Origin of the sequence: Aureimonas sp. AU40, from assembly GCF_001463785.1 — a bacterium.
Lineage (GTDB): Bacteria > Pseudomonadota > Alphaproteobacteria > Rhizobiales > Rhizobiaceae > Aureimonas.
Genome location: NZ_BBWL01000012.1, coordinates 1 through 14,362, shown reverse-complemented (window position 1 = coordinate 14,362; position 14,362 = coordinate 1). Strand labels below are relative to the sequence as shown.

Genomic DNA, 14,362 nt, shown 5'->3' with positions numbered 1-14,362 from the left:
ATGATTTGAACTGCCGGTTTTTCGTGCAGCGCAGCAAACCTATCGGCGACTCGTCCTGAACCCTGCCTGCCGATCGGCGAGGAGATTCCGCATGCCCGGCCCGGCCTTTCTGCGTCGCAAACAGCCCGATCCCGCCGGGGCCGATGCGCCCTCGCGGGACGATTCGGCGCGCGCCGGCTTGATCGGGAACATCACGGCTCTCGGCTTCCTGCAGATATCCGCCTACGTCCTCCCGCTTGCGATCGCGGCCTACACGACTCGCGTGCTCGGGTTGGAGGACTGGGGCCACGTTGCGATGACGCAGCTCGTGCTCGGCTTCTTCTGCTTGTTCGTGTCCTGGGGCTTTTCCTGGAGCGCAACCCGCAAGATCGCCGCGATCGGCGACGACCCGGTCGAAGTGTCCAAGGTGGCGATCGCGACCATCCTCGGTCAGGTTCTCCTGGCCGGCGCGATGGGCCTCGTGCTCCTCGCCTTGATCGCGACCGTGCCCTTCTTCCGGGACGCCGCGCCCTTCTATTTCTGGGGCCTGCTGGTGATCGCCGGCACGGCCCTGTTTCCGAACTGGCTGCTGACCGGGTTGGAGCGCATGCGCGCCTTCTCCGCCATCCAGATCGGCGGGCGCATCCTGACGCTCGTCTTCATCGTGCTCTTCGTCCATTCCCCGGCCGACGCTCCGCTCATCATCGCCATCCAGGGCGCGGTCTCGCTTATCGCGGGTTCCGTCAGCGTCTGGCTTCTGCACCACGACGGCATCCTCATGTGGCGCCGTCCGACGCTGCACGACATCTATGTCGAGGTGAAGGAAGGGTCGACCATCTTCTTGTCGACCACGGCCATCGGCGTCTATGTCAATCTGACGCCGGTGATCCTCGGCTTCCTCGCCGGCCCCGTGGCTGTCGGTCAGTTCGCGCTCGCAGACCGCATCCGGCAAGCCGCGCAGTCGGTTCTCCAGCCCGTTTCCACGGCCCTCTTTCCGCGGATCAGCCGTCTCGTGGCCTCGGACCCCAGCGCGGCCGCGCCGCTCCTGAAGATCTCCGGCATCGGCCTCGTGGTGATCTCGGCCGGCATCAGCGCGGCGCTCTGGCTCTTCGCACCGCATTTCGTCACCATCATCGGCGGCAAGCAGTTCGCCCCGGCGGCGGACGTTCTGCGCTGGCTGTCGCTGCTGCCGATCGTCATGTCCTTTTCCACCTTCCTCGGCCTGCAGATCCTGCTGCCCAACAAGCGCACCAAGCCCTTCAACATCATTCTGATCTCGGGCGGCGTTCTTAGCCTGATCCTGATCGCGCCGCTGACGCGCGCCTTTGGCGCCGAGGGCGCGGCGATAACGTTGCTTCTGGTGGAGGGCTTCGTCTCGCTTTGCATGGTGGTCTACGTGTTGAAGACCGGCTATTTCAAAGGCCACTGGCATGCAGGCCTGACGACGGCCTCGGCCTGACAGGGAGCGCGGCGTTCGATGGCGGCCCTCGTTCTTCTCGTCTTCTGGCTTCTCGTCTCGATCGCCTTCGTTCGCGGGGTGCCGGCACTGGTCACCCTGTTCTTCTGCGCCATCCCCTTCGGCTCGCTCGCCGCCGTTCCACCGGCGCTGACGGCGGGGCTGACCTTCACACCCTTGCCGATCGTCGCGGCGCTTCTGTCCCTGCGAATCCTGATGGCGCCCGGGCAGACCGGCTTCCTGCTCCATCTCATGCTGCGGCCCCGGTCGCAGGCTTTCCTGTTCTTGTTTCTTCTCGTCTGCATCCTGACCACACTGATCATGCCGCGACTTTTCGCGGGCGAGATTTTGGTGGTTCCGGTCCGCGCCATCGAGGGGCCGCTGGCTCCGCTTTATCCCAGCACGCAGAACGTCTCGCAGCTCGCCTATCTCACGATCTCGATCGTGACGGCGCTGACGGTTTCGGTCGGCCTTCGCGACGCCCGCAGCCGCTCGCTTCTTCCGCGCGCCATCCTGATGGGCTGCCTCGTCACGATCGGCACCGGCGTTCTCGATTTCGCCAACAGCTTCGTTCCGCTGGATGCGCTGCTCGACGCCTTCCGCACCGCGACCTATGCGCTGCTGGTGGACGCGGAGGTGCTCGGAGCCCGGCGCGTCGTCGGCCTCATGCCGGAGGCCTCGGCCTTCGGCAGCACCTGCGTCGTGCTTCTGGCGCTCCTGTTCTTCGCGCGACGCGCCTTTTCGCCGGGCGACCCGCTTCGGGTCTTAGCGCTGCCGGCCTGCGCCATCCTCGCCGTGTTCGCCGTTCTGTCCTCGTCCTCGGCGGCCTATGCCGGGCTCGGCATCTTCATGGGCGCGGTGGGGCTGGAATGGCTCTGGCGGCTGGTGCGCTTCGATCCGGGCACGATGGACCACCTGACGGTGGAGGCGATCGTGGCGCTTCTGGCGGTCGTGGTGGTCGTCGCGCTGGTCCTGTTTCAGCCGGCGCTGATCGATCGCATCGGCTTCGTTCTCGACGACATTCTCGTGTCGAAGACGACCTCGAGTTCCTTCGAGGAGCGCAGCATGTGGACGCGCACGGCCTGGGAGGCGCTCGGCTCGTCCTGGGGCTTGGGGATCGGCGTCGGCAGTGCGCGCGCCTCCAACTTCTGGGTCGCGCTCGCCAGCAACACGGGCTATCTCGGCGCCTTCCTGTTCGCGGCCTTCGTAATCTGCTGCTACCTGCGCCGGCGCCCCCTGGGGGACAAGCAGGGCGCGGCGCTGCTCACTGCCGGCCGCTGGGCGCTTCTGCCCACCTTTCTGATCGGCATCCTGATCGGCACGAGCCCCGATTTCGGGCCGATCACGGCGATGACGCTGGGCATGATGCTGGCCGTCGGGCGGCCGCGCACCGAGCCCTACATGTCGTCGCGCGGCACCCATTCTCTTTCCTACAATCAGGTCGATCGAGGCGGCATCTCACCGGCCTGAAGTGTTTCGGCGTCCTGTTTACCAGGAATAAAAATAATCCTTGCTTGACTTACAGTAACCACGATGTTGCCTTGCACCATCGAAGCGATATGAGCGGACAGATGCTATCCTTGAGCAAGCCCAAATGGGTCATCGTCGGTGCGGGTTTTACCGGCGCGGTCCTAGCCGAGCGGATCGCCTCCGTCCTGGACCAGAAGGTTCTGGTGATCGACCGGCGCGACCACATCGCCGGCAACGCCTATGACTATCCCGGTGCCTACGGCGTCCTCGTCCACAAGTATGGGCCCCACATCTTCCATACGAACAGCGAGGCGATCTGGACCTATCTGTCGCGCTTCACGGAATGGCGGCCGTATTTCCACCACGTGCTGGCTCATGTGGACGGGCGCTACACGCCGATCCCGTTCAACCTGAATACGCTGGTCGACCTCTTCCCCGCCAAGATGGCGGAGCGCCTCAGCGAATCGCTGATCGACGCCTACGGCTACGGCACCAAGGTTCCGATCCTGAAGATGCGCCAGGACGGCAACCCGGAACTGACCTTCCTTGCCGACTATGTCTATTCCCGCGTCTTCGAGAACTACACGTTCAAGCAATGGGGCTTGAAGCCGGAGGATCTGGCGCCCTCGGTCAGCGCCCGCGTGCCGATCCATGTCAGCCGCGACGACCGCTATTTCCAGGACCGGTTCCAGGCGATGCCGGTGGACGGCTACACCGCCATGTTCAAGCGCATTCTCGACCATCCCAACATCACCGTGTCGCTCGGCACGGAGTATGACGACGTGCGCGCGTCCTATCCCGATGCCAAGACCGTCTTCACCGGGCCGATCGACGAGTATTTCCGCTACGAGCACGGCGCCCTGCCCTATCGCAGCCTGCGCTTCCGCCTGGTGGAATCGGAAGAGCGTTTCGCCCAGGCCGTCGGCACGGTGAACTACCCCAACGAGTTCGGCTTCACGCGCATCACTGAGTTCAAGCATCTGACCGGCCAGAAGGGCGAAGGCTCGGTGCTGGTCGAAGAATACCCGGAAGCCTATGTGCCGGGCACCAACGAGCCCTATTATCCCATCCCGACCGAAGGCACTTCGCAGGCGCTCCAGCCCTATCAGCAGATGGCGCGCGATCTGGCGGGCAAGGTCTGGTTCGCCGGGCGCCTCGGCGACTATGCCTATTACAACATGGACCAGGCCTGCGGCCGCGCCCTGGCCCTGTTCGAGAAGCAGCTCGCGCCGGCCAGCGCAGCGTGAGTTCGGCGGCGCGCGGAGACGCTTCGATGGCATCGGTTTCGATCGTGATGGCGACCTACAACGGCGCTCGATATATCGGCGCCCAGCTGGAGAGCCTGCGCGCGCAGACGCTGACGCCGATGGAGCTGATCGTCGCGGACGACGGGTCGAGCGACGAGACGCTCGACATCGTGCGCGATTTCGCCGCCTCCGCGCCCTTCGACGTCCGCATCAAGCAGAACGAGACCCGGCTCGGCTATGGCGAGAACTTCCTTTCCGCCACCAAGCTGTGCCGGGGCGACTATGTCGCCTTCTGCGATCAGGACGACGAGTGGCTGCCGGAAAAGCTCAAGACCTGCATCGACGAGATGGAGCGGCACAACGCCGTTCTCTGCGTTCACGCCGCCTCGCTGATCGACGGCGAGTCGCAGGAGATCGGCACGTTCGACCAGGGCATCTCCCAGTTCGAGCTGCGCCCCTCCCTCTCGCTGCCCCCGTGGGACGTGTATTTCGGCCTGACCCAGGTGTTCCGCCGCTATCTGCTCGACCTCATCCCGTCCGAGCGACGCGGGTTGGACAATCACGCGGTCGGCTCGCCCCTGTCGCATGACCGCTGGGCGCATTTCTTGGGCGACAGCTTCGGCTCCACCGTGGCGCTGCCCGCTCGCCTCGTGCGCTACCGCCAACATGGCAAGAACGCCTATGGGGGCCTGCGCAAGGGCCTCCTGCTGCGCCTGCGCGGCAAGCTCGTGGCCTCCGCCGAGATCATGGAGATGCACCACACGATCGCGGCCCATCGTGCCGCCCTCCTGCGGGAGGTGGAAAGCGCGGCGGAGGACGTCTCGATCCGTTCGCACGCCCATGCGGCGGCCCTGTACTGGGACCGCTTGGCGCGTCTCTACGCCGATCGCGACCGCATCTACCGCGCGCCGCGCTTGGGCGAGCGTCTTTCCACTTTCCGCCGGCTTCAGGCCGAAAGAGCCTATGCCGGCGAGACCGGCCTTGGCCGCAACGTGCTGGTGAAGGATTTTCTGATCGGCGTTTGCCGGCTGCCGGTCGACGCCATCACGCCCAAGGACGCCCACACGGCGACAACCGCCGCGCCGGCTCCGCCGGCACGATGATTTCCAAACCTTCTATCTCGACCCCTCGTCCCGGAGCTTCTGAATGACCACCTGCGCCTATGGCAAGATCGCGGTTCTTGCGCCGTCCGGCGTTCAAACGGGCGGCCCGGAACTGCTTCACCAGCTGGTGCACGAAATCCGGCGCCAGGGCGGCGACGCCTATATACACTATGTACCCGACCCGGAAGCGCCGGTCCCCGAGCGCTACCGCGTCTACGACACGCCGCCGATGAAGGAACTGAAGCTCGGCAAGAACGACTGTCTCGTCGGTCCCGAGACGATGGTTCGCCAGTTCCCGCTCTTTAGCAAGGCCGAGCGCTTCATCTGGTGGCTGAGCTTCGACTTCTTCCTGTCGCAGCGTTCGGGCGCGAAGCGGATCGCCGCCAACACCTACAAGCGCTCGCTCATCAAGGCGCAGACCCTGTCGGGCACGCGCCATCTCTTCCAGTCCCACTATGCCCGCAATTGCCTGGAGCGCTGGGGCGTGTCGGGCGGCATCCTGTCGGATTATCTGTCCGTGGTGCCGCCGCAGTCGGGCGGACCGGCGCGCGAGGATATCATCCTCTACAATCCCAAAAAGGGCCTGCCGATCACCGAGCGGCTGCAGCGCGCCCATCCCGGGCTGACCTTCAAGCCGATCATCAACATGACCAAGGCCGAGGTGGAGGACGCCTTCTCCCGCGCCAAGATCTACATCGATTTCGGCGAGCATCCCGGCAAGGATCGCCTGCCGCGCGAGGCGGCCTCGCTCGGCACGGTGGTGATCGCGGGACGCCGCGGCTCGGCGGCCTTCGCCGAGGACATGCCCCTGCAGGACCAGTACAAGCTGGCCATCGACCCTTCGCTCGAGCAGCGCTTCGGCAAGCTGGTGGGCGAGGTGTTCGGGGATTTCGACACGCATTTCGCAGCCCAGGCGCCTTATCGCGACTTCGTCTCCGGCGAGCGCGAGATGTTCTCGCAGCAGGTGCGCGAGACGTTCTTCCGGTAAGGGTTTTGCCCGTTCGCCCGGACCCTCTCTGCAAGGCGGCCAGGCATTGAACCCAACTTCCCGACGTCCCGGCAAGCTGACTTGCCGGGGCGTTTCTATTTGGGTCGCCGTCTCAAGACGCTGCTCCACGCGGCCTTTCGCAAACGCCTCGAAAGGCTCCGTCCAAAAAACACACCGCACGAAAAAGCCCGCGTGTCTCGCGACACGCGGGCTTTGAATTGAGCCTTGAAACGGGCGAGATCAGTTGATCTTGCCGACCTCCGCCTCGTCCAGGATCACGCCGGCGCATTTGGCGCGCAGCCCGTGGATGGCGCGAACGGCCTCGCCCAGAGACTGACGCGGCACCGCGCCCCAGCGCGCCACCAGAACGAAGCGGTCGATCGAAGAGATCAGCGCAGAGATGTTCAAGGGCTGGTCCAGCGACGCGCCTTCGATCACGACGCGGTCGAAGCGGCCCGACAGGCCTGCGACGCCCGAGCCCAGCGCCTGGACGCCGTTGCGGTTGGTGGATTGGCTGAACATCGGCAGGTTGCCCGCCTGAACCACGGTCGGGTTCTGCGGCCCCGCCTCCGGCGCGACAGAAGTGCCGACGCCCCGGCGCATGAGAGCGCTGGATTCGCCGCCGGCCGTCGTGCGCTCTCCCGTCTTGGCGATCAGAAGAACCTCATGGCCGAGGGCAGCCAACTGCTCGGCATAGGCGCGGGCGATGAAGGATTGCTGTTCCGCACGATCCCCGTCGACGGGCGAGATCGCGATCACCATCGGCTCCAGACGCATCGCGTCGGTCGCCAGCAACACGCGCTGCAGCGTGCCGTTGAGAATGCGGTCGGCTTTCTTCGCCGAAGACGGCGTGCGCTGTCCGAGCCACCGGTGCCGCGCCTCGGCCACGCGGTCCGAAAGCTCGGAGAACCGCCCGGCGGAGCCGAGGCGACGCAGCGAGCCTCGTGCGGGGATGTAACCCAGGAACGGGACGCCATGCGCCTCGATATCGGTGCGACTGCGCAGCGACCGGTCGAAGAACTCGCGGCCAACGCCCACCACCGCCCCCATCGCCCCGCCGAGGATCAGCGAGAGGGCCATGACGATCTTGTATTTGGGGAAGAGCGGCGAATCTGGCTGCACCGCCGTGGTGATGATGCGCGCGGTGTCGATCGGCAGCGAGCGCTGTTGGATCAGCTCCTGATACCGGCCGAGATAGTTCTGGTAGAGCGACTGGAAGGACTGCGCGCGCTGCTCCAGCGTGCGAAGCGTTACCATGGTGGAGCCGACGCCTTCGCTCTTGGTCGCGGCCGCTTCCAGATTGGTGTTGATGGCGGCGAGTTCGGACTGCGCGCGGGCGAGTTCCGACTGGTAGGCGTCGAGCGTGCGCTGCGCTTCCGCGCGCACTTGGTTCGCCAGCCGCTGCTTTTCGGCGGTGATGGCGCGCGCCTGCTCGTTCTCGGCGCCCCAGCGCGCCACCACCGCCCGCTCGCGCTCGGCGGCAAGGAGATAGTCGCTAGCGATGTCGCCGTTGGCCGGCGTGTTGGAGCCGTTGGCGCGTTGGCGCAGGCCGATCAGCGTCTCGATATTGCCGTCCTTCATCGCGGCGGAATAGATCTCGACCTGCGCCTGCGCGGCCGAAACGCTGGCGCGCGCGTTGATGAGCTGCTGGTTCAGGCCTTCGAGCTGCTGATCCGTGACTAGGCGTCCATCGGCGGCGACAAGCCCGTTCTCGGCGCGAAAGCGCGCCACGGCCTCGGCCGCCTGGCGCGAGCCCCGACCGATCTCCTCGATCCGGACTTCCAACCAGTTGCTGATGCGGTTGAGCCCGTCGAGGCGCCCCGCCACCTGGTCTGCCAGGAAGGCGCTGCCATAGGCGTCCGCGACTTCGCGGGACAAGACGGGGTCGGGAGAATCGAAGCCGATCTCGATGACATAGCTTCGCGCCACGCGAAACACGGTCAGATTGTTCTGGAGATAGCTGATGGCGCGCTCTTCGGCCGTGTCGGGCACGCTCGGATCGGCGGGTTCCGCGTCGCTACCGGCAAAGAGTGAGCGGATGGAGCTGACAATTCCATGGCGCTGGCTCAACTCGTCCAAGCGGTCGGTCAGCTTCAGGTCCTTGGCGACACGATTGGCGATGGAGCGCGATTCGATCAGCGCCATCTGCGTCGCGATATATTCGTCGGCCTGGGTCAGCGCGTCGCGCTCCCGCTCGTTCTGCAGGAAGTTCGGCGGCTCGGAGAAAAGAAGCCGGATCTGCGAGCGGTAGGTCGGCACGGTGTTGAACAGGATCAGCGCGGCGAGCAGGGCGGCGAGGCCCGCGCCGATCGCAACCAGCAGGGCCTGCCGCCGGACGAAGCCGATCAGGCGATACAGCTCGTCCCGCAAATGTCCCGGCCGACCTTCTTGGGTGGGCGCTCCACCCGGCGTCGGGAACTTCATTTCCATCTTTCGATCTCCAACACCCGAAGCCGATCCGTCTCAAACCCGCTCGTCGTGCGTCAGCACGAGCGTGTTCGAAGAGTCTTCGTGCGCTTCGATCTCGTTCCATTCCGGCTGGCGGAACGTGTTTCTCTTGCGCGCCAACTCGGCTTCGACGAATGCCGACATTTCGCGGCGAAAACGCGCCGAAGAAAAGCGCTGCGCCCTTTTTCGGATGCGCGAGGGGTCGAATTCGTCGAACCGCGCCTCGAAGCGACGCACCGCGTCCACCAAACCATCCACCGACTGGTCGGTGAAGAAGACGCCCGCGCCTTCGTCCCCCATGCTCTCCAGCGCGCCGCCGGCGCCATAGGCGATCACCGGACGCCCGCTGGCCATGGCCTCGACGGGCAGGATGCCGAAATCCTCCTCGCCCGGAAACACGAGGGCGCGGCAGTGGCTGAGGTGATGCTTCAGCGTCGCAAAATCGCAGCGGCCGAGAAACTTCACGCTCGGACCGGCAACGCGCCGCAAGGGCTCCAGATGCGGCCCGTCGCCGATCACGATCAGCGGCTTGCCCATCTTGGTGAAGGCCTGCACGGCAAGGTCCACGCGCTTGTAGGTGACGATCTGCCCGGCGCAGAGATAATAGTCCTCGATCTTGTCCGCGGGCTCGAAATCCTCCACCGCGACGGGCGGGTAGATCACCGTCGACAGGCGGCCGTAGACGCGCGCGATCCGACGCGAGACATGCATGGAGTTGGAGACGAAGGCATCCACGCGTGCCGCCGTGGTCACGTCCCACATGCGCAGGAGAGGCGCCACGAGTGAGAAAACGAAGCGCGACGCCAGACCCAACTCGCGGCGATACACGTGGTAATGATCCCAGATGTAGCGCATCGGCGAGTGACAGTAGCAGATGTGCAGGGCGTCGGGGCGCGTCACGATCCCCTTGGCCGGCCCGGACTCGCTGGAGATCACCAGATCGTAGTCCGTGACGTCGAGCTGCTCCAACGCGAAGGGCATGAGCGGCAGAAGCTTCTGGTAGTGCTTGCGACTGCCGGGGATGCTCTGGAGAAAGGACGTGGTGATCTTGTGCTTGCGCAGGATGGGAGACAAGGTCCCCTCGTCCAGCACGAGCGTGAAGATGTCCGCCTGCGGGTAGAGCTTGCAGAGCTCTTCGAGAACCTTCTCCCCGCCCCGCATCGTCACGAGCCAGTAATGGACGATCGCAACCTTCACCCGTCGACTCCTCAGATTTCCAAGCGACCGTTCCCGGCCCCACGCCAGCGTGCGATCCAAGCCGCCTCAGCTCAGCGCGCTGCAACGGAGCGGGGAATGCCCCGCTCCGAACACGCGTCGCCGCTTTCGGCTGGAATAGCGGAACGCCGCTTCGTGGGAAAGCCGACCGGCCGTAGCGGCAGGATGGGCACCGGCCCGGAACTCGCGTCCAATCGTTTCGCGAGTTCAAGACGCGACACTGCCCGCCGCAAAAACAATCACATATTCGAAAATACAATGCCTTCTGCTGTTGCATTGCGCAATGGCGATTCTCTTTTTCCGCGTCCTATCCCTAATGCCAGACAATCACAGGTCGCTGATCTCGAGGCTTCCCGCCTATCTTCATTGGTAAAGAACGCGTCTCCATACACTTTAAATTCAAGACCTGACGGAATTACGTTCAATTTGATTGTTTTCGCAGGAAGGGACACATCCGTCTCGATGCAACGTCGATTGTGTTGCAGAAAAGGCGAACGCGTCCTGTTGCCCGGAGTCCAGGACATCGACCTACTGAGGGACTTCGAAGAACGACAGAACAAACAAACCGGCAATCTCGCGCGCCAAAATGGATCGTGCGACAATCCAAGATTTACCGCAATGCAGCATTTTGGGTGAGATGCCGAACTGGACGGCGCGCCACTCGAATGCATGCCCATCATCGGCACGGACCAAACGATGTGCGTGAGCCAGGATAATCGTTGCGGGAAATCGGGGAATCAGTCGAAGCGGGAAAGCTATCGGCCGATCATGGCGGAGAGGATGGGATTCGAACCCACGATACCATTTCTGGTATACTCCCTTAGCAGGGGAGCGCCTTCGACCACTCGGCCACCTCTCCAATACGCTCCGACTAACGGAAGCGAGACTTTGGATCAAGGGGTCAAGACGCAAATCCTGTGAAGCGGGGCGTCGCCTCCAGCGCCCCGCAAGCCTTAAGCCGCTGCAGCGTCCGCCGGCGCGGCGGGCCTGCTCGGCAACCTGCTCAAGCCGGCCCGGCGTCGATGCGTACGCGCAACACGGCGTAGGGTGGCTTCTGACGATCCTCACCCTTGTTGTATTCGGGGCGGCGATTCACCTGCGCGGCCGAAACGTAGAGCCATTTGTCGGACGTAATGACGATCGTGTCGGCCCAGACGAGGCGGGGATCGGACGCGATCACCTCGATCCGTCCGTCGGGATGGCGACGCCCGACCGCGTTCTGCTCCTGAAGCGTCAGATAGACCCGGTCCATCGCATCGGCGCCGAGGCCGCCCGTCATGCCCTTCTCGCCAAGGTCATCCACCATCGCGGCGATCTCGGCATTGCTGCGCGCCGGGTCGAGAAGCGCCGCCGCGTCCACGGCGTAGAGGTGGCGCCCGATCAGCGGCGCATAATAGAGACGCTTGCCATCCGGCCCGAGGGCGATGCCGTTCGCGCCTCCTTGCACGGCGCGCGCCGGCCCCTCCCCGGGATCGAGCTCGACCGGGCGATGCTCCACGAATTTCGCCAAGCCCTTCTGCGACTGCGTGCTGGCATGGCCGGCCAGGCGCCGCACGACGCGCTCGGTTTCGAGATCCACCGCCAGGATCGCCCCTTCCCCGTCCTGCCCCTGGTCGGAAACGAAGGCGCGAGCCCTGCCGCCTTGCGTATCTACGCGCAGATCGTTGAACGAGGAGGTGGGCGCAATGCCCGGTTCGAGCGGAATGGTGCGAAGCGCCCGCTTGGTCTCGATGTCGAACTGAACCAGCTTGGCGCCGCCCGGCACCGGCGGTCCCTTGCCCTCCGGCAACCCGGCATCAAGAACCCAGAGATGACCGGCCGTGTCGAAGACGCCGTTGGGAACATGCATGAGCGAACGTTGCGGCGCGTCGGGGTCCACCGCGTTGGTCGCGGCATCGGGAAAGGGCATCACCGAACCATCGCGCGCCACCTCGCCGAGAGTGTAAGGCACCTTCGCGTCGAAGCGAGGCATCATGATGAAGATCCGGCCGCCCGGAGAGATGGCAAGGCCCGTCGGCGTGGAGGGCGCGTTTGCGAATATAGCCAGTTCCATCTCGCCGACACCACGAGCCGCGCTCCCCTCGCCCCGCGCCGCGCCTGTTTCCCATAGGGGCGAGCCGGTCTCCTGCGACAAGGCCGGGCCGCCCAGAACTAGTGAAGCGCCGAGGCCGGCGCTGTGGGCGAGAAACTGTCGGCGGGATGGCGCCATGTCACGAACTCCTGCGGATCGAAGGATGGTGCGGGGGAAGAGGGTCAGCCGCGGCCGAAACGCAGCCCGGCAATGGCGAGATCGATCGCGTGGACGGCCTTCCCGGCGGTGATGAACAAGCGCTTGCCGCCGGCGCCGCCGAAGGCGACGTTGGAACTGGCGGTCGCGGTCGGGATGCTGCCGATCCTTCGCCCATCCGGGCCGAAGACCCGCACTCCGTCCTGGCAGGCCGCGAAGACATGTCCGGCCTCGCTGACCTCCAGTCCGTCAGAAACGCCGGGTGAGATGGAGGCAAAGAGGCGGCCTTCGTCCAGGCTCCCGTCTGCCGCCACGGCGAAGGCCCAGATGCCGCTCGGCCCTTCCGGGTTCAAAGCCGCGCCGCTTTCGGAGACATAGAGCGTGCCACCATCGGGCGAAAAGGCGAGGCCGTTGGGCTGGTCGAGCCGGTCGGTTCGCGCCTCCAGTCGCCCATTGGGCGCGATGCGATAGACCCGGCGGGCAGCTTGCTCGGGCTCGGCCATGATGCCCTCGTCGGGCTGGCGAATACCGTAGACGGGATCGGTGAACCAGATCGCGCCGTCGGGAGCGAGGGTCGCGTCGTTGGGGGAGTTCAGACGCTTGCCATCGAACGCGTCCGCCAGGACTATCAACGTGCCGTCCGCCTCCTCCCGCACCACACGGCGGCTGCGATGCTCGCAGGTGACGAGGCGCCCTTCGGCGTCGAGCACGTTGCCATTGGCGTTGTTGGACGGGTCGCGATAGGGAGAAATCAGCCGGGAAGCGGTCAACAGGTTCATGCGGTTGGCGCGAACATCGCTGAACACGAGGCTGTTTCGGTCGGGAAGCCAGCATGGCCCTTCGCACCAACGACCGCCCTCATAAAGCGTTTCGAGCCGGGCGCCGGGACTAAGCAGGCCGGACATATCTCCGTCGCTCGGTGCGGCGGCACCCTGAGCCCAGGCCGAGCGAGCTACCATGAAACCGCCAGTCATCGTCAGTCCCGCCGCAACGAACTCCCTCCGAGTCAGCCCCATGATCTGCCCTTCGCCATTTCGTTCGGCAGGGGAACGAGCGGGATAGGCAAATGCTCCCCGCAAAATTGAGGCAGTCGATCGAAGCGTTTCAGGCGCGCGGACGAATGCTCCGACGCGTGAACGGGCAGATGCGCTTGGCCGTCACCCCCACCGGCGGAAGGATTTCGACGTCGTAAAGGGCCGGCGCGTCTGCTTCTTCCAAATCCGCCGCGACGAGAGATCTACGCAGACTTTTTTAGAAAGGGTTCAGCATGAGCGCGGCTTTTCTCGGTAACTCGGGCTTCTGTAGGGCACCAAACAAAGGGCCACACCTTATCCCGTCACGAACGAAGGAACCGCCGCCGTCGCACAAGACGCCATGCGGAGTGATGAGGGTGACATGTTGGGTAAGACGCTTCGGATCTCCATTCGCGCCAAGGTCGTCGCGCTTGCGCTTGCAGCGCTGACGGTGGCTTCCGTCACCAATATCTGGCAGGCTTATAGCTCCGCCGTCGAGGACGCTTCGCATAAGGCGTCGACGCGCCTCGCGTCGAACAACAAGGTCGCTTGGCGCATCCTCAATCGCGAGGGCGCGGCCTTCCGAATCGAAAACGGCCAGCTTTACCTCGGTTCGAAGCTTCTCAACGGCGATACGGAGATCGTCGACGAGATCAGTGGTCTCCTTGGCGGAGCCGCGACGCTCTTCCAGGGCGACACCCGAGTCAGCACGAGCCTGCGCAACGCGGACGGCTCGCGCGCGAACGGCACCAAGCTGACCTCGGCGGGCGCTGCCACGACGACGCTCGCCGGCGGCCAGCCCTTCCGGGGCGAGGCGGACATTTTGGGGAAGCCGTATTACGTCGCCTATGACCCGTTGAAGGACGCGTCGGGCCAAACGATCGGCCTGCTTCTCGTCGGGCTCGATCGCACGGCCTATCTCGCGGGCATTTCGAGCACGGTCCAGTCCATGGTGATCACGAACCTCATCATCGCGGCCGTCGCCGGCGTTCTCATCTTCCTGATCAGCAGCGCGCTGTTTCGCCCGCTCCGCTCGCTGCAAACTGCCTTCGGCCGCATCGCGGAAGGCGACCTCAGCGAACCGCTGGAGCCGGTGCGCAGCCGGGACGAGATCGGCGAGTTGCAGAATGCTGCCTCCACGATGGGCCGCAACCTGACCTCGATCGTTGCCAACATCCGCACCGCTTCGTCACAGGTGACGGCGGGGTCCAGCCTG

General features: G+C 65.0%; 11 protein-coding genes and 1 tRNA gene. 7 read left to right on the top strand and 5 right to left on the bottom strand.

Annotation, left to right across the window (positions count from 1 at the left end):
• Positions 1-91: 91 nt before the first annotated feature.
• From AUL32_RS04800 to AUL32_RS04780, 5 genes are all read left to right on the top strand, one after another.
• Entirely contained in the window at positions 92-1,438 is a 1,347-nt protein-coding gene (locus AUL32_RS04800; protein ID WP_062112199.1) for a flippase, read from the top strand.
• An 18-nt stretch (positions 1,439-1,456) separates the two neighbouring features.
• Positions 1,457-2,905 (top strand): hypothetical protein, encoded by a 1,449-nt coding sequence (locus AUL32_RS04795; protein ID WP_062112197.1) that lies wholly within the window; start codon positions 1,457-1,459, stop codon positions 2,903-2,905.
• Positions 2,906-3,015: 110 nt separating this feature from the next.
• Positions 3,016-4,152, top strand: coding sequence for a UDP-galactopyranose mutase (glf, locus tag AUL32_RS04790; protein ID WP_244493044.1), 1,137 nt, complete (start codon positions 3,016-3,018; stop codon positions 4,150-4,152).
• 26 nt (positions 4,153-4,178) lie between these two features.
• Positions 4,179-5,255, top strand: a complete 1,077-nt coding sequence (locus AUL32_RS04785; RefSeq protein WP_062112196.1) for a glycosyltransferase — start codon at positions 4,179-4,181, stop codon at positions 5,253-5,255.
• A 43-nt stretch (positions 5,256-5,298) separates the two neighbouring features.
• The gene (locus AUL32_RS04780; RefSeq protein ID WP_062112194.1) at positions 5,299-6,243 is read left to right on the top strand and encodes a hypothetical protein; all 945 of its coding nucleotides are present in this window, start codon (positions 5,299-5,301) and stop codon (positions 6,241-6,243) included.
• 240 nt (positions 6,244-6,483) lie between these two features.
• Here AUL32_RS04780 and AUL32_RS04775 read toward each other — a convergent pair whose 3' ends face one another.
• Both AUL32_RS04775 and AUL32_RS04770 read right to left on the bottom strand, forming a co-directional pair.
• Positions 6,484-8,613 (bottom strand): exopolysaccharide transport family protein, encoded by a 2,130-nt coding sequence (locus tag AUL32_RS04775; RefSeq protein ID WP_062112192.1) that lies wholly within the window; start codon positions 8,611-8,613, stop codon positions 6,484-6,486.
• A gap of 93 nt (positions 8,614-8,706) precedes the next feature.
• Entirely contained in the window at positions 8,707-9,888 is a 1,182-nt protein-coding gene (locus AUL32_RS04770; RefSeq protein WP_156421326.1) for a glycosyltransferase, read from the bottom strand.
• A 96-nt stretch (positions 9,889-9,984) separates the two neighbouring features.
• Between AUL32_RS04770 and AUL32_RS25030 the strand changes: the two genes are divergently transcribed.
• Positions 9,985-10,542 carry a hypothetical protein gene (locus tag AUL32_RS25030; protein WP_156421325.1) on the top strand — a complete coding sequence of 186 codons (558 nt, stop codon included), beginning with the start codon at positions 9,985-9,987 and terminating at the stop codon, positions 10,540-10,542.
• Between the two features lie 133 nt (positions 10,543-10,675).
• On the opposite strand, the gene AUL32_RS04765 is transcribed toward AUL32_RS25030, so the two are convergent.
• The 3 genes from AUL32_RS04765 to AUL32_RS04755 all read right to left on the bottom strand — a co-directional run bounded on the left by AUL32_RS04765 (position 10,676) and on the right by AUL32_RS04755 (position 13,038).
• Positions 10,676-10,765 (bottom strand) — tRNA-Ser (locus tag AUL32_RS04765).
• Between the two features lie 144 nt (positions 10,766-10,909).
• On the bottom strand, positions 10,910-12,115 hold the full coding sequence (locus AUL32_RS04760) for an SMP-30/gluconolactonase/LRE family protein (protein WP_062112190.1): 1,206 nt from the start codon (positions 12,113-12,115) through the stop codon (positions 10,910-10,912).
• 44 nt (positions 12,116-12,159) lie between these two features.
• Positions 12,160-13,038 (bottom strand): SMP-30/gluconolactonase/LRE family protein, encoded by an 879-nt coding sequence (locus AUL32_RS04755; RefSeq protein WP_244497656.1) that lies wholly within the window; start codon positions 13,036-13,038, stop codon positions 12,160-12,162.
• 490 nt (positions 13,039-13,528) lie between these two features.
• On the opposite strand from AUL32_RS04755, the gene AUL32_RS04750 reads away from it, so the two are divergent.
• A partial coding sequence (locus AUL32_RS04750; RefSeq protein ID WP_244497653.1) for a methyl-accepting chemotaxis protein occupies positions 13,529-14,362 on the top strand: 834 nt, incomplete at its 3' end.

Excerpts from the sequence above, each read along its gene's own strand:
- AUL32_RS04800 (WP_062112199.1), top strand. The coding sequence starts at position 92 with ATGCCCGGCCCGGCCTTTCTGCGTCGCAAACAGCCCGATCCCGCCGGG.
- AUL32_RS04795 (WP_062112197.1), top strand. The coding sequence starts at position 1,457 with ATGGCGGCCCTCGTTCTTCTCGTCTTCTGGCTTCTCGTCTCGATCGCC.
- AUL32_RS04785 (WP_062112196.1), top strand. The coding sequence starts at position 4,179 with ATGGCATCGGTTTCGATCGTGATGGCGACCTACAACGGCGCTCGATAT.
- AUL32_RS04780 (WP_062112194.1), top strand. The coding sequence starts at position 5,299 with ATGACCACCTGCGCCTATGGCAAGATCGCGGTTCTTGCGCCGTCCGGC.
- AUL32_RS25030 (WP_156421325.1), top strand. The coding sequence starts at position 9,985 with ATGCCCCGCTCCGAACACGCGTCGCCGCTTTCGGCTGGAATAGCGGAA.
- AUL32_RS04760 (WP_062112190.1), bottom strand. The coding sequence starts at position 12,115 with ATGGCGCCATCCCGCCGACAGTTTCTCGCCCACAGCGCCGGCCTCGGC.
- AUL32_RS04755 (WP_244497656.1), bottom strand. The coding sequence starts at position 13,038 with ATGTCCGGCCTGCTTAGTCCCGGCGCCCGGCTCGAAACGCTTTATGAG.